A 14,326-nucleotide genomic window follows, 5' to 3' on the forward strand; every position below is an offset into this window, starting at 1 on the left:
CCAACCCAACCCAACCCAACCCCCCCCCAAAAAAATACCCCACCAAAACCATCAACAATTCTTGATCGCCATCAAGCAGTTTCCACCCTCCACCTCCCTATCATCCCCTGGCCAAGCAATGAGGAAGCGACCATGTCAGAGACCTTCACCAAGGGCATGGCCAGGAATATCTACTTCGGAGGAAGCGTGTTCTTCTTCCTGATTTTCCTGGCCCTGACCTACCACACCGAACAAACCTTTCCCGCCCGCAGCAACGTCGACCAACTCACCGAATCCGTCGTGCGCGGCAAAGGCGTCTGGGAGCGCAACAACTGCGTCGGCTGCCACACCTTGCTGGGCGAGGGCGCTTATTTCGCGCCGGAGCTGGGCAATGTGTTCAAGCGCCGGGGCGGCGAAGAAGGGTTCAAGCCGTTCCTGCATGCCTGGATGAAGATGCAGCCCCTGGGTGTACCGGGGCGGCGGGCCATGCCGCAATTCAATCTAAGCGACCAGGAGGTGGATGATATGGCCGAGTTCCTCAAATGGAGCTCGAAGATCAATACCAATAACTGGCCACCGAACAAGGAGGGCTGAGCCATGCGCAGTGCCAATCCATACTTGAAATTCCAATCCCAGGCCGTGGCCAAACCCTACTTTGTGTTCGCCCTGATCCTGTTTCTCGGTCAGGTGCTGTTCGGTTTGATCATGGGCCTGCAATACGTCATCGGCGACTTTCTGTTCCCGTTGATCCCCTTCAACGTGGCACGGATGGTCCACACCAACCTGCTGATCGTGTGGCTGCTGTTCGGCTTTATGGGCGCGGCCTACTACCTGATACCCGAGGAGGCCGAGCGCGAGCTGCACAGCCCGAAACTGGCGATCATTCTGTTCTGGGTGTTCGCCGCCGCCGGGGTGTTGACCATCCTCGGCTACCTGCTGGTGCCGTATGCGGCGCTGGCCAGGTTGACCCACAACGAGCTGCTGCCGACCATGGGGCGCGAGTTCCTGGAGCAACCGACCATCACCAAAATGGGCATTGTCGTGGTGTGCCTGGGCTTTCTGTACAACATCGGCATGACCCTGCTCAAGGGCCGCAAGACCACCGTCAGCATGGTGATGATGACCGGGCTGATCGGCCTCGCGGTGTTCTTCCTGTTCTCCTTCTACAACCCCGGCAACCTGGCGCGGGACAAGTTCTACTGGTGGTGGGTGGTGCATCTTTGGGTCGAAGGCGTGTGGGAACTGATCATGGGGTCGATGCTGGCTTTCGTGCTGATCAAGGTCACCGGCGTCGACCGCGAAGTGGTGGAGAAATGGCTGTACGTGATCATCGCCATGGCCTTGATCACCGGGATCATCGGCACCGGTCACCACTTCTTCTGGATCGGTGCGCCTGAGGTGTGGCTGTGGGTCGGTTCGATCTTCTCGGCCCTGGAGCCGCTGCCGTTCCTGGCGATGGTGATGTTCGCCTTCACCATGGTGAAGCAACGTCGGCGCCAGCACCCCAACCGCGCGGCGACGTTGTGGGCCAAGGGCACCACGGTCACGGCGTTCTTCGGCGCGGGCGTGTGGGGTTTCCTGCACACCCTGGCACCGGTCAACTTCTACACCCACGGCACCCAACTCACCGCCGCCCACGGGCACCTGGCGTTCTTCGGTGCCTACGCCATGATCGTGATGACACTGATCAGCTACGCCATGCCACGCCTGCGCGGTATCGGTGAAGCGCCGGACGCGCGTTCGCAGACCCTCGAGATCTGGGGCTTCTGGATGATGGTGCTGTCGATGGTGATGATCACGCTGTTCCTCACCGCCGCCGGGGCCGTGCAAGTCTGGCTGCAACGCTGGCAGGTGGACGGGGTGGCCTTGCCGTTCATGGCCACGGTGGAGCATTTGCAGGGACTGTTCTGGGCGCGGTTGGTCAGTGGGGTGGGCTTTCTGATGGGGTTGCTCTGCTACCTGCTCAGCTTCCGGCAACGTGCTCGGATGGCTGGAGCACCGGTGCCGATCGTCTACTGAAGGTAACGCGGTCCAAATGTGGGAGGAGCGGTGCGACGATTCGACTTGCCCCCGATGGCGGCCTCTGGGCCGACCGCTTTTTGGGGGGTGGGTGAGTACATATCCGTTGCTGCGGTAACGGCTGCTTAGGGTTCCGCTCTTACAGCGGGTCACTTTTGGAAAAGAGCCCCAAAAGTAACCAAAAAGGCTCTTGCCCCAACACTCGGCACCTCGCCTAGGCTCGGTGTGCCCTCACTCCGGCTTTGGGGCGTGGGCCGCCGCGATGGGCCATCCCTGGCCCAGCGCGGCTAACCCGGCGTCCTGCCGGGTTACCCACGCTCCAAAGCCTGCGTTCGGCCAGCGTGTTTGACGGGGCGCCTGAGATCAAAAGCCAAAGCGCGGCGGCCTTAGAGCCGACCGGAGTTGGGTCTGGTGTACTCGGTAAATGTGGGAGGGGGCTTGCCCTAATGCCAGTCAGTTAAGAGATAGAACGGGCAAACAGTAACCTGTGGCGAGCGGGCTTGTCGAATCGTCGCACCGCCCGCGTTGGGCTGCGCAGCAGCCCCAATAAGAGCGCTGCAGTGTGCCAGGCAGGTCCGGGGCGGTGTTTTGGGGCTGCTTCGCAGCCCAACGCGGGGCAAGCCCGCTCGCCACAGTTACAGTGTTCCTCCTTAACTGACCGGCATTAGGGCTTGCCCCCGATGAGCGGGTGTCAGTCACTTATTTTTTAACTGACCCGGCGCTATCGGGGGCAAGCCTGCGTTCGGGTACACCGAGCCTAGGCGAGGTGCCGAGTGTTGGGGCAGGAGCCTTTTTGGTTACTTTTGGGGCTCTTTTCCAAAAGTGACCCGCCATAAGGGCGGAACCCTAAGCCGCCGTTACCGCAGCAACGGATATGTACTCGATAAAACCTAACCACATGGTCGGCCCGAAGGCCGCCACGGGAGCAAGTCGAATCGTCGCACCGCCCCTCCCACATTTGGACTGCAGTGTGCCTGTCAAACATCAAACAGTTGGAGCCCCTCCCATGGCCTTTACCCTTGAATTGGAAGAATGGATCGGCAGTGCCTGGCACCGCTTTATCACCCGCCGCGCCAGTGTCGATTTCCCGGCGGCGCGGGTCGAGCTGGTCGACCGCCAGCGCAGCCTGGCCGTGTTGTTCCGCGCCTTGGGCGGTGCCAGCGGGATCGCCCTCGAAGCCGCCAGCGAACGCGACCTGCTGCTGCGCCGCAACCTGTTGATGCGCATCGCCGGCACTTGCAAGCAGGCGCCACTGGCCTCCTGCGATGGCAATCGTCTGCGCCTGCCGTCGAGCCTGGCGGTGTACCCCACCGTCGCGTTGAACCTGGAGTTGTACCGCTGGCTGGCGCTGTTGGCCGCCCATGCAGGCCCCATGACCCATTGGGCCCGCGACAACCAACGCTGGACCTGGCTGCTGCTGCAACGCTACCCGGCGCTGTTGCCCAGTTACCAGCGTCTGGTGGACGCGCATCTGAGCCTGCGCCCGGACCCGGCCAGCCTCAAAGCCGGTGAAGCCGCCCTGGAAAAAGCCTTGCGCAAAGCCCTGCGCGAGCCCGGCAGCGTGCGCCATTTACCCCGCAGCGGACGCGCCGCCTGGCCGTTGCCCTTATGGCTTTACCCGCCGTTGCACCTGGACACGCCCCAGGCCCTCGACCTTGAAGACGACGCCGACGACCTCGCCACCCCGGCTGGCGAGCAGCAGGGCGCGCCCAAACGCGCCAGCCGTGTGGATGATCACAGCCGTGATGGCGGCCTGCTGGTGGTACGCCTGGAAAACCTGTTCAGTTGGACCGAGCACGTCGACCTTGATCGCTGGGCCGACGACAGTGAGGACCCGGACGCCGCTCGCGTCGCCGAAGACCTCGACCAGTTGAGCCTGTCGCGCCAGCGCGTGCGCAAGAGCGGCGGCTTGAAGCTGCACCTCGACCTGCCGCCCGCCGACGTCGACGACATCCCCCTCGGCGAGGGCATCAAGCTGCCCGAGTGGGATTACCGTCAACAATGCCTGCAACCCGGTTTCGTCAATCTGCAACTGATGCAGCCACGTGCCGATGCACCGCAGCCGTTACCGGCCCGATTAGTCGGCCCGGCCCAGCGCCTGCGCCGTCAATTCCAGCAACTGCGCACCGACCGCCAATGGCTGCGCCAGCAACCCCAGGGCGCGGAGCTGGACCTGCAAGCCTGGGTGGATTTCCAAGTGCAACGCCAACACGGCGCCTGCACCGAGCGCGGCTTATACCAGGAGCAACGTCACACCCGACGCGACCTGGCATGCCTGCTGCTGGCGGACCTGTCGATGTCTACCGACGCGCATCTGAACGACGAGCAAAAGGTCATCGACGTGATCCGCGACAGCCTGTTGCTGTTCGGCGAAAGCCTGGCCGGGCTGGGAGATGCGTTTGCGCTGTATGGTTTCTCGTCCCTGCGCCGCCATCAGGTGCGCCTGCACCCGCTCAAGACGTTCGAGCAAGCCTATGACGACCGCACGCGTGGCTGTATCCAGGCGCTCAAGCCGGGTTACTACACGCGCATGGGCGCCGCGATTCGCCAGGCCACCCACCTGCTGGGGGCGTGCAAACAGCGGCGCAAGTTGTTGTTGCTACTGACCGATGGCAAGCCCAATGACCTGGATCTGTATGAGGGCCGCTACGGGGTCGAAGACACCCGCCAGGCAGTGGTCGAGGCGCGGCGCCAGGGCCTGATTCCGTTCTGCATCACCATCGACAAACAGGCCGGGGATTACTTGCCCTACATGTTCGGTGCCCATGGCTACACCCTGATCCGCCAGCCGGAGCAGTTGCCGCTGCGGTTGCCCCAGCTGTACCGGCAACTGACCGAGGGTCAGTAGAAGTCGCGCGGCAACCAGAAGAACATGGCGATGCAAAACAGCGTCAGGCTCAGGCAGAACCACTGGAAGCGCCGCAAGCGAAGGGCCTGTACGCCGGCGTCCGAGGCGGGCAGGGCCATGCCGCAATCCGTGCACTGCTGGTGCTTGTCGGCATTGCGCTGCTGGCAGTACAGGCAGGTTTTCACTCGAATTGCTCCAGGCGCAGCCGGTCCAGAATGGCGATCTGGCGTCCGTCCTGGGTGATGATTTTTTCATCGATCAGACGCCGGATAATCCGCGAAAAGGTCTCCGGCTGGATCGACAGGTGCCCGGCGATCAACTGCTTGGCCATGGGCAGTTCGAATGTGGCGTCGGTGCTGTGCAGGCGCATCAGTTGGGTCAGCAGGTAGCGCACCACGCGGTGGGTGGCGTTTTTCAGCGACAGGGTTTCGATCTCGTTGACCCGCTGGTGCAAGCGCACGCACAACGTGCCGAGCAGGGCGAAGGTCAGGCGGCTGTTGCTGTGCAGCAGGCGCATGTAGGTGGCGTTGGACAAACGGTACAACTGGGTGGGGCACACCGCTTCGGCGCAGGCCACGTAGTTGGGGGTGTCCATCAGCATCATGGCTTCGGCGAAGGTCTGGCGTTCGCCGATCACTTCGAAGACCTTCTCCTGGCCGTCGGGGGTCAGGCGGTAGATCTTCACCGCACCGGCAATCACGAAGTAAAACGCATCGGCCGGTTCGCCCTGGCGGAACAGCGGCTCGCCCTTGTCGATACTCAGCAACTGGCTGTTGCCCATCAGCTCGTTGAGCTCTTCGTCGTTCAGCGGTTCGAACAGGTGATGGCTGCGCAGGATCTGGTGGTGCACGCGATGCAGCACCATGCCCGGTTCCTTGAACAGCAGTGGGGCGTTCACACCAGCACCAGCGAAAGCCCGCTGGCGGCGGCCAGCATGGAGCCGAGGATCACAAACCAGGCGAGGGGGACATAGGCGTTTTTCATCATGGCTCCAAAGCACGCTAAAAGTGTTTTGTAGGAGCGAGCTTGCTCGCGAAAAACCCACAGACACCGCGTTTAATCAGGATGCCCGCGTCATCGTTAACGTTCTTCGCGAGCAAGCTCGCTCCTACAGTGAGCGCAAGCGTAAGCGTTGCAGTGGGTTTGCGACTTGATCTACGACAAGGGCAACGCACGCCCGTCGGCGCAAGATTGCCGCAGTCCTGAAGGGAGACCGTGTTATGCAAGTGCTCGACCGGCGCAAGGCAATGTCGATTACCCCGTTGTTTCGCCTGGCCTTCCGGCCATTCTTCCTCGGCGCCTGTGTATTGGCGGCGCTGGCAATCCCCTTGTGGCTGCTGGCCCTGGGCGGGCACCTCGGCATCTGGCAACCCGCCGGCGGCTGGCTGGCCTGGCATCGGCATGAGCTGCTGTTCGGCTTTGGCCTGGCGATCATCGCCGGTTTCCTGCTCACGGCGGTGCAGACCTGGACCGGCCGCCCAGGCATCAGCGGCAATGCCCTGGCGCTGCTTGCCGGCGTGTGGCTGGCCGCGCGCCTGGGCTGGTTGTTCAACCTGCACTGGCCGCTGCTGGCGGTGCTGGAACTGACCTTCCCCCTGGCCGTGGCCGGCGTGATGGGCTGGACCCTGTGGCAGGTACGCCAGAAGCGTAATTACCCGATCGTGCTGGTGCTGGCGCTGTTGACCGTGGCCGATGCGCTGTCGCTGTATGGCCTGTTGCGCAATGACCCAGGCCTGCAACGCCAGGCGGTGCTGACCGGCCTGTGGCTGGTGGCGGCGATGATGGGCTTGATCGGCGGACGGGTGATTCCGTTTTTCACCCAGCGCGGTCTGGGGCGGGTCGAGGCGGTCAAGCCCTGGCCATGGCTGGATCGGGCGTTGCTCGGCGCGTCGCTGCTGGTCGCCGTACTGTATGCCGCCGGGCCTGCGCTGGCCGCCAACCCAGGGATCGGCCTGCTGTTCGCCGCCCTTGGACTGGGGCACTTATGGCGCCTGGTGCGCTGGCATGATCGCGGCCTGTGGCGAGTGCCGTTGCTCTGGTCGTTGCACCTGGCGTACGCCTGGCTTGCCGTGGCTTGCCTGGGTATGGCGCTGTGGCACTTCGGCGCGCCGCTCAATCCCAGCCTGGCCGTGCATGCATTGACCATCGGCGCCATGGCCGGGCTGATCCTGGCGATGATCGCCCGCGTCAGCCTGGGCCACACCGGCCGCCCGTTGCAGCCGCCCGCGGGGATGACCCTGGCCTTTGGGCTGCTGAACCTGGCGTGTGTGTGCCGGGTGGTGCTGGTACTGCTGTTGCCGATGGCCGCGTTGTGGCTGGCGGGAGTGTGCTGGACCGTCGGGCTCGGCCTGTACCTGTGGCGGTATGGCCCGATGCTGTGGCAGGCACGGGTCGATGGGCATCCAGGTTAGGGGGACGTCATGCTCTATTCCACCTTGTTGATCGTGCATCTGCTGGCGGCGATTGCCTTTATCGGCACGCTGTTTTTCGAAGTGGTGATCTGGCACAGCGCCCGTGAGGAACTGGCCTGGTCGGCGCAGTTCACGTCCGACCACGCCATTGCACGGCGTTCGCGCCAGGTACTGCACGGCGTGGTGGTGTTGCTGTACGGCGCGGGCATCGGCCTGGCCTGGCACTATCGCGGGCTGTTGGTGGTGCCCTGGGCCAGCCATTTCGCCGCGCTGCTGAGCCTGAAAATCCTGCTGGCCCTGAGCATCATCGGCCATTACCTGTGGCTGGCGTACCTGCTGAGTCACCAGCGCTTGAGCCCGAGGCGTGCGACGTGGATTCGTCGCAGCATCCTGGGGCATATGGTCGTGATCGTGATTCTGGCCAAGTTGATGTTGCGCTGATCAGGCAGCCGGATTGAGCTCCCTGGTAAACAACACGTCGTTCTTCAGGCGGATGTGGTTGTGCGGGTGTTGCTGCGGTAATGGAGTGAGATCCAGGGCAGGCTGATAGGTATCTGATGTATAGAGATCAAATGTGGGAGGGGCGGTGCGACGATTCGACTTGCTCCCGATGGCGGCCTGTGGGCCGACCAGGATTTGGGATCAGACCGAGTACATATCCGTTGCTGCGGTAACGGCTACCTATGGTTCCGCCCTTACGGCGGGTCACTTTTGGAAAAGAGCCCCAAAAGTAACCAAAAAGGCTCTTGCCCCAACACTCGGCACCTCGCCTAGGCTCGGTGTGCCCGAACGCAGGCTTGAATCCGTGGGCCGCCGTCATGGGCCATCCCTGGCCCAGGACGGCTAACCCGGCGTCCTGCCGGGTTACCCACGGATTCAAGCCTGCGTTCGGCCAGCGTGTTTGACGGGGCGCCTAGGATCAAGATCAAAAGCCAGAGCCAGAGCCAGAGCCAGAGCAACAGCAACGCGATCCGTTCTGTAGAGCCCCACACCTCAAGCAATCACATGCGGCGTCATGCCACGGGCGAATGTTGATCGTGGTCAAGGGATAACGGCGCGGTAGTTCCCACACTGTGGCGAACTTTCTGGAGGACCGTGTCATGCCCTTGTCTCTTGCGCAATTGCGCCGTAACTACACCCTTTATGGTTTGCGTGATGACTTGGCGCAGGACGATCCCCTGGTGCTGTTCGGTCAGTGGCTGGATCAGGCGCGCAAAACCGAGGTGCCTCCGGCGGAGGCCAATAGCATGGCGCTGGCCACCGTGGACAGCCAGGGCCATGCGCATTGCCGCATCTTGCTGCTCAAGGGTTTCAGCGCCGAGGGCTTTTTCTTTTTCGGGCATTACCAGAGTGCCAAGGGCGAGGAATTGGCGAGCAATCCCCATGCGGCCATGACTTTTTTCTGGCCGGGGCTGGAGCGTCAGGTACGTATCGAAGGCCCGGTGGTGCGGGCGGATGCGCAGCTGTCGGATGACTATTTCGATGCGCGTCCGGCTGCCAGTCAATTGGGCGCCTGGGCCTCGCCGCAAAGCCAGCCGCTTAGCCATCGCAGCGAGCTGGAAAGCCGCTTGCGTGAGGTCACCGAGCGTTTCGCCGGGCAGCAACCGCCACGCCCCGAGCATTGGGGCGGCTATCGCCTGCAGCCGCAGCGCATCGAGTTCTGGCAGGGCCGGCCCGACCGCCTGCATGACCGCCTCGACTACCGCCTGCACGCGGGCATTTGGCAGCGCACGCGTCTGGCCCCCTGAACGAGATACCTCCTTGGAGGAATAGGCCCTGCGCCCGTTGCGGCGCAGGCTGATGGCAACTTTCTTGACGCCTGGAGCCTTGATCATGGCCCATTTGAAACAACGCAATTTCGTGCCCCTGAACATCGCCGTGCTGACCATCAGCGACACCCGTAGCCTCGACACCGACACCTCCGGCCAGACCCTGGTGGACCGCCTCGAAAGTGCCGGGCATGTGCTCATCGACCGTGGCCTGGTGATCGATGACATCTACCAGATTCGTGCGCAGGTTTCGCTTTGGATCGCCGATCCCGAGGTGCAAGTGGTGCTGATGACCGGCGGCACTGGTTTCACTGCTCGCGACAACACGCCCCAGGCGGTGTTGCCGTTGCTGGACAAACATGTCGAAGGCTTCGGTGAGCTGTTTCGCCAGGTGTCCCTGGCCGAGATCGGCTCCTCCACCTTGCAGTCCCGTGCGTTGGCCGGCCTCAGCAACGGCGTGCTGGTGTGCTGCATGCCGGGCTCGCCGGGGGCGTGTCGCACCGGCTGGGATCAGATCCTGGCGGGGCAGTTGGACAGCCGCACCGGCCCGTGCAATTTCGTGCCGCACCTCAAGCCCCAGCCCGAGCAAATCCTGCAAGCCTGCGAGTCGCGTTCATGAGTGTCTCGGTGTGTGACAGCGGCCACCTGATGCCGGTGGACGAAGCCATCGCCACACTGCTGGCCCAGGCGCCGCCACCGCCGGCCACCCAGGTGATCGGTCTGGAGCAGGCGTTGGGGCGGGTGGTCGCCGAAGAACTGTTCTCACCCCTGGATTTGCCCGGCTTCGACAACAGCGCCATGGACGGCTACGCCCTGCGCGCCCAGGACGTACCGGCCGAAGGCGGCTACCTGATGCTTGCCGGGCGCGTTGCGGCGGGGCAGCACAGCACGACGAACGTGCAGGCCGGGCAGGCCGTGCGCATTTTTACCGGCGCGCCGGTGCCGCCCGGCGCCGACACGGTGGTGCCCCAGGAGCGCTGCCGCCTGTACGGCCAGCGCATCTGGTGCCCGCCGGTACGTCTCGGCGAGCACGTGCGCAAGCAGGGTGAAGAGCTGCAGCGCGGGCAGACCCTGATCGCCGTCGGCAAGCGCCTGCGTGCCCAGGACATCGGCTTGCTGGCTTCGGCGGGCATCCCTCGGTTGAAAGTCTATCGGCCGCTGCGGGTGTGCCTGCTCAGCAGCGGCAACGAACTGCGCGAACCCGGCGAAGCGCTGGTGCCGGGGCAGATCTACAACAGCAACCGTTATGCCCTGGCCGCGTTGTTGCGCGGTTGGGGGGTGGACGTGCACGACTACGGGGTGATGGCCGACGAGTTGGCCGCAAGCCGTGATGCGCTGGCCCTGGCCTCGTCCGAATGCGACCTGTTGCTGACCTCGGCGGGTGTGTCGGTGGGGGAGGAGGACCATCTCAAGCAGGCCATCGAAGCGCTTGGCCGCGTGGATTTCTGGCGCCTGGCGATCCAGCCCGGCAAGCCCCTGGCGTTTGGCGAAGTGGCGGGCAAACCGTGGCTGGGCCTGCCCGGTAACCCGTCGGCGGCGCTGATCACCGCGTTGGTGGTGGTGCGTCCGTTCCTGCTGCGCGCCCAAGGTGTGGAGCGCGTGCTGCCGGTGCCGATCCAGGTGCCGGCCGCGTTTGAATGGCTCAAGCCCAATAAGCGCCGCCAGTACCTGCGTGCACGCCTGAGCCCCGGCGAGGACGGGCAATTGCGCGCCGTGCTGCACCCCCAGCAAAGCTCGGCGATGCTGACCGCCGCCTGTTGGGCCGATGGCCTGGTGATCGTCGAGCGTGAGCAGCAGGTGCTCAAGGATGAACCGGTGCCGTTTGTGTCTTTTGCCGAATTTTTGTGAGGAACCCCCATGCAACTGGTCTGCCCGGCAGGCAACCTGCCTGCGCTTAAAGCCGCGGTGCGCCAAGGCGCCGATGCGGTGTATGTCGGTTTTCGCGATGACACCAATGCCCGGCATTTCGCCGGGTTGAACATGGACGACAAACAGTTCGACGGTGCCGTCGCCTTTATTCGCCAGCACCAGCGCAAGCTGTACGTGGCGGTCAACACCTACCCGCAACCGAAGATCTGGGCACGCTGGCAACGCGCCGTCGACCGCGCGGCGGACCACGGCGTCGACGCCCTGATCGCCGCCGACCCCGGCGTGCTCGACTACGCCAGCCGCCAACATCCGCACATGGCGTTGCACCTGTCGGTACAGGGCTCGGCCACCCACGCGGCGGCGCTGAAGTTCTATGCCGAACGCTACGGCATTCGCCGCGCGGTATTGCCCCGTGTGTTGTCCCTGGCCCAGGTCAAGCAGGTAGCTGCGAGCAGCCCGGTGCCCATTGAAGTGTTCGGGTTTGGCAGCCTGTGCATCATGGCCGAGGGGCGTTGCCACCTGTCTTCCTACATCACCGGCGAGTCGCCCAACCTCTGCGGCGTGTGCTCGCCGGCCAAGGCGGTGCGCTGGAGCGAAGACGCCGAGGGCTTGAGCGCGCGCCTGAGCGACGTGCTGATCGACCGCTACACGCCCGACGAACCCGCCGGTTACCCGACCTTGTGCAAGGGCCGCTTCCTGGTCGGCGGCAAGCGTTTCCATGCCCTCGAAGAACCCACCAGCCTCGACACCCTCGACCTGGTGCCGGAGCTCAGCGCCATCGGCGTCGAAGCGGTCAAGATCGAAGGCCGCCAACGCAGCCCGGCGTATGTGGAACAAGTCACCCGCGTCTGGCGCGCCGCGCTCGACGCCCACCGCAACGCACCGGCCAGCTTTGTGGTCAAGGACCAATGGCGCCAGGTGCTGGCCGGGTTATCCGAAGGCAGCCAGACCACTCTCGGCGCCTACCATCGTGCATGGCAGTGAGGAGACACAGATGAAACTCAGCCTGGGACCGGTGCTGTTTTATTGGGATAAGGAACACCTGGGGCGCTTCTACTCGGACATGGCCGGCTTGCCCCTCGACGTGATTTACCTGGGCGAAACCGTGTGCGCCAAACGCCGCGCGTTCTCCCTGGATCATTGGTTGGGTCTGGGCCGGGAGCTGCAAACCTACAGCTCGGCGCAGATCGTGTTGTCGAGCCTGACCTTGATCGAAGCCGCCTCCGAACTCTCGAGCCTGCGCCGCCTGTGTGACAACGGCGAGTTGCTGGTGGAGGCCAATGACATGGGCGCGGTGCAGATGCTGATCGAGCGCAAACTGCCCTTTGTCGGCGGCCCGGCGCTCAACCTCTACAACGGTCACGCCCTGGTGCAATTGCTCGACGCGGGCATGCAACGCTGGGTGCCGCCGGTGGAATGCTCCCAGGGCCTGATCGCCGACGTGCTGGAACAGGTGCGCGAATTGGGCCGGCCATTGCCCGAAGTGGAGATCTTCGCCTACGGCCATTTGCCCCTGGCCTACTCGGCGCGTTGCTTCACCGCCCGCGCAGAGAACCGCCCCAAGGACGACTGTCAGTTCTGCTGCATCAACTACCCCGACGGCATGGCGCTGACCAGTCAGGAAGGGCAGGCGTTGTTCACTTTGAACGGCATCCAGACCATGTCGGCCGACGTTACCAACCTGCTGGCCGACTACGCCGGCCTGGTGTCCTGTGGTGCGAATCTGTTGCGCCTGAGCCCACGGGCTGAAGGCATGGTCGAGGTGGTACGCGCCTTCGACCACGTGCGCCAGGGCGCCACCCCGCCGCTGTATGTCGATGGCTGCAACGGCTACTGGCACGGCCAGGCGGGCATGTTGCGGGTTGAGGAGGTGGGGCTGTGTTGAGTCGTAAACAATGGCTGCTCAAGGGCGCCGATCAGCTCTTCCCCTTGATCCGCCGCGTGCCGTTTGGCGTGCAGCGCCTGGTCTTGCAGCAAGCCCTCAACCGCTGCCTGGCCGAACCCCTGCGCGATGGCGGGTTTGACCTGCTGCGCGGGCGTTGGATGTGTTTGCGGATTCCTGACCTGGGGTTGTGCTGGTACCTGACCTTGGCGCGGGACGGGTTGCGGATTGCGCAAAAGGCCGAGGCGCAGGTGAGCATCAGTGGTAATTGGCGGGAGTTTCTGTTGCTCGCCAGCCGGCAGGAAGATCCGGATACGTTGTTCTTTCGACGCCGGTTGGTGATCGAGGGGGATACGGAATTGGGGCTGGGGTTGAAGAATCTGATCGACAGTTTGGACCCGGATGTGTTGCCGCCCTGGTTGTGGCGGAATCTGGAGCGGGCGGGGCGGGCGTCAGCGGTCCACAGCGGGCACTGATCAGCCGGCCTGATAGCCCATCAACTGTTCTTCGCAGAGGATTCGAATGGTGCGCCGCTGCACCTCGATCAACCCGCCTTCCACCAGCCGGTGCAGGATCCTTGAAAAGGTCTCCGGCTGGATCCCCAGCTTCGACGCCACCAGGCGCTTGGGCACTTGCAGCACCACCTCGCCACTCAGCGCATCGCGCTCCTGGAACAGGAAGTTGATCACCCGGCGGCTGGCGTTGGCCAGGGTCAGGGTGTCGATGTCCTTGAGGCGTTGGTGCAGGTGGATGCTCATGCTGGCGAGGATTGCCAGGCAAACTTTCGGCTGGTCCTCCAGGGCCCGGCGGTAGTGCTGGCCTTCGATGCTGACCAGCACACTGTCCTTGAGCGCGGTGGCGCTCACTGGATAGGCCTTGGCCTGGGTGAACAGCAGGGCTTCGGCAAAGGTCTGGCCGGGCTGGATGATTTCCACCAGGTGTTCCTGGCCTTCGCCCGTGACCCGGTGCAGCTTGATCTGGCCGCTGACCAGCAGGAAAAAACGCTCGGCCGCGTCGCCCTGGTGCATCAACGGCGCATGGCCTGGCAGGCGCTTGAGGTTGGCCAGGGTGCAGACGTCCTGGAAGGTTTTTTCCGGGAGCTGGCTGAACAGGTGATGGCGACGCAGGGTGAGGACGATATGGGGATGGGTGAGCATGTTTGGGCCTCCGCAATGGGGTAGCGTAGGGGGCTTGGCGCGGGGTTGATATGCCTCTGTGGGGGTACCTCTTGCGGGGTTTGTGTGAAAAATGTGGGAGGGGGCGTGCCCCCGATGGCGGCCTTTGGGCCGACCATTTTTTTGGATTGGACTGAGTGCGTATCCGTTGCTGCGGTAACGGCTGCTTAGGGTTCCGCTCTTACAGCGGGTCACTTTTGGAAGAGCGCCAAAAGTAACCAAAAACGCTTCGCCCCAACACTCGGCACCTCGCTTAGGCTCGGTGTGCCCGAACGAAGGCTTTGGAGCGTGGGCCGCCGCGATGGGCCATCCTTGGCCCAGCGCGGCTAACCCGGCGTCCTGCCGGGTTACCCACGCTCCAAAGCCTGCGTTCG

14 protein-coding genes are annotated in these 14,326 nt (G+C 63.8%); 11 read left to right on the forward strand and 3 right to left on the reverse strand.

All coding sequences use genetic code 11. The features are described from left to right. The first annotated feature begins 132 nt into the window (after positions 1–132). From AD670_RS16390 to AD670_RS16400, 3 genes are all read left to right on the forward strand, one after another. Positions 133–573 carry a cytochrome c gene (locus tag AD670_RS16390; RefSeq protein WP_027607193.1) on the forward strand — a complete coding sequence of 147 codons (441 nt, stop codon included), beginning with the start codon at positions 133–135 and terminating at the stop codon, positions 571–573. A 3-nt stretch (positions 574–576) separates the two neighbouring features. Next, complete coding sequence (locus AD670_RS16395; protein ID WP_053134385.1) at positions 577–1,998, forward strand: cbb3-type cytochrome c oxidase subunit I; 1,422 nt, start codon at positions 577–579, stop codon at positions 1,996–1,998. A gap of 1,006 nt (positions 1,999–3,004) precedes the next feature. Then, on the forward strand, positions 3,005–4,846 hold the full coding sequence (locus AD670_RS16400) for a nitric oxide reductase activation protein NorD (RefSeq protein ID WP_053134389.1): 1,842 nt from the start codon (positions 3,005–3,007) through the stop codon (positions 4,844–4,846). On the opposite strand, the gene AD670_RS16405 is transcribed toward AD670_RS16400, so the two are convergent. Then, positions 4,840–5,031 carry a hypothetical protein gene (locus AD670_RS16405; protein WP_027607190.1) on the reverse strand — a complete coding sequence of 64 codons (192 nt, stop codon included), beginning with the start codon at positions 5,029–5,031 and terminating at the stop codon, positions 4,840–4,842. The genes AD670_RS16400 and AD670_RS16405 overlap by 7 nt on opposite strands. Beyond that, positions 5,028–5,711 (reverse strand): Crp/Fnr family transcriptional regulator, encoded by a 684-nt coding sequence (locus AD670_RS16410; protein WP_053134436.1) that lies wholly within the window; start codon positions 5,709–5,711, stop codon positions 5,028–5,030. Before AD670_RS16410 ends, AD670_RS16405 begins: the two co-directional genes overlap by 4 nt. Positions 5,712–6,066: 355 nt before the next feature. Here AD670_RS16410 and AD670_RS16415 point away from each other — a divergent pair, with 355 nt between their 5' ends. From AD670_RS16415 to AD670_RS16450, 8 genes are all read left to right on the forward strand, one after another. After that, on the forward strand, positions 6,067–7,257 hold the full coding sequence (locus AD670_RS16415) for an NnrS family protein (RefSeq protein WP_053134392.1): 1,191 nt from the start codon (positions 6,067–6,069) through the stop codon (positions 7,255–7,257). 9 nt (positions 7,258–7,266) lie between these two features. Further along, positions 7,267–7,698: a hypothetical protein gene (locus AD670_RS16420; RefSeq protein ID WP_053134395.1), complete on the forward strand. Its 432-nt coding sequence runs from the start codon at positions 7,267–7,269 to the stop codon at positions 7,696–7,698. Positions 7,699–8,357: 659 nt separating this feature from the next. Beyond that, the gene (gene pdxH, locus AD670_RS16425) at positions 8,358–9,005 is read left to right on the forward strand and encodes a pyridoxamine 5'-phosphate oxidase (protein WP_053134398.1); all 648 of its coding nucleotides are present in this window, start codon (positions 8,358–8,360) and stop codon (positions 9,003–9,005) included. 85 nt (positions 9,006–9,090) lie between these two features. Beyond that, positions 9,091–9,645, forward strand: coding sequence for a molybdenum cofactor biosynthesis protein B (moaB, locus tag AD670_RS16430; protein ID WP_053134401.1), 555 nt, complete (start codon positions 9,091–9,093; stop codon positions 9,643–9,645). Further along, on the forward strand, positions 9,642–10,874 hold the full coding sequence (glp, locus tag AD670_RS16435) for a gephyrin-like molybdotransferase Glp (RefSeq protein WP_053134420.1): 1,233 nt from the start codon (positions 9,642–9,644) through the stop codon (positions 10,872–10,874). The genes moaB and glp overlap by 4 nt, the downstream gene beginning before the upstream one ends. A gap of 9 nt (positions 10,875–10,883) precedes the next feature. Then, positions 10,884–11,879 (forward strand): peptidase U32 family protein, encoded by a 996-nt coding sequence (locus AD670_RS16440; RefSeq protein WP_053134423.1) that lies wholly within the window; start codon positions 10,884–10,886, stop codon positions 11,877–11,879. A 10-nt stretch (positions 11,880–11,889) separates the two neighbouring features. Then, the gene (locus tag AD670_RS16445; protein ID WP_053134426.1) at positions 11,890–12,780 is read left to right on the forward strand and encodes a U32 family peptidase; all 891 of its coding nucleotides are present in this window, start codon (positions 11,890–11,892) and stop codon (positions 12,778–12,780) included. After that, complete coding sequence (locus AD670_RS16450) at positions 12,774–13,253, forward strand: SCP2 domain-containing protein (RefSeq protein ID WP_053134428.1); 480 nt, start codon at positions 12,774–12,776, stop codon at positions 13,251–13,253. The genes AD670_RS16445 and AD670_RS16450 overlap by 7 nt, the downstream gene beginning before the upstream one ends. Here the strand turns inward: AD670_RS16450 and AD670_RS16455 are convergent, their stop codons facing one another. After that, entirely contained in the window at positions 13,254–13,934 is a 681-nt protein-coding gene (locus AD670_RS16455) for a Crp/Fnr family transcriptional regulator (RefSeq protein ID WP_053134432.1), read from the reverse strand. It lies immediately after the preceding gene. Positions 13,935–14,326 lie beyond the last annotated feature (392 nt).

It is taken from the genome of Pseudomonas sp. MIACH (assembly GCF_001269925.1).
In the GTDB taxonomy this organism is placed as follows: domain Bacteria; phylum Pseudomonadota; class Gammaproteobacteria; order Pseudomonadales; family Pseudomonadaceae; genus Aquipseudomonas.

Coding starts and splice junctions, on each gene's coding strand:
- AD670_RS16395 (WP_053134385.1), top strand. CDS start 577: ATGCGCAGTGCCAATCCATACTTGAAATTCCAATCCCAGGCCGTGGCC.
- AD670_RS16415 (WP_053134392.1), top strand. CDS start 6,067: ATGCAAGTGCTCGACCGGCGCAAGGCAATGTCGATTACCCCGTTGTTT.
- moaB (WP_053134401.1), top strand. CDS start 9,091: ATGGCCCATTTGAAACAACGCAATTTCGTGCCCCTGAACATCGCCGTG.
- AD670_RS16400 (WP_053134389.1), top strand. CDS start 3,005: ATGGCCTTTACCCTTGAATTGGAAGAATGGATCGGCAGTGCCTGGCAC.
- AD670_RS16440 (WP_053134423.1), top strand. CDS start 10,884: ATGCAACTGGTCTGCCCGGCAGGCAACCTGCCTGCGCTTAAAGCCGCG.
- AD670_RS16420 (WP_053134395.1), top strand. CDS start 7,267: ATGCTCTATTCCACCTTGTTGATCGTGCATCTGCTGGCGGCGATTGCC.
- pdxH (WP_053134398.1), top strand. CDS start 8,358: ATGCCCTTGTCTCTTGCGCAATTGCGCCGTAACTACACCCTTTATGGT.
- AD670_RS16390 (WP_027607193.1), top strand. CDS start 133: ATGTCAGAGACCTTCACCAAGGGCATGGCCAGGAATATCTACTTCGGA.
- AD670_RS16445 (WP_053134426.1), top strand. CDS start 11,890: ATGAAACTCAGCCTGGGACCGGTGCTGTTTTATTGGGATAAGGAACAC.
- AD670_RS16455 (WP_053134432.1), bottom strand. CDS start 13,934: ATGCTCACCCATCCCCATATCGTCCTCACCCTGCGTCGCCATCACCTG.
- glp (WP_053134420.1), top strand. CDS start 9,642: ATGAGTGTCTCGGTGTGTGACAGCGGCCACCTGATGCCGGTGGACGAA.
- AD670_RS16410 (WP_053134436.1), bottom strand. CDS start 5,711: ATGGTGCTGCATCGCGTGCACCACCAGATCCTGCGCAGCCATCACCTG.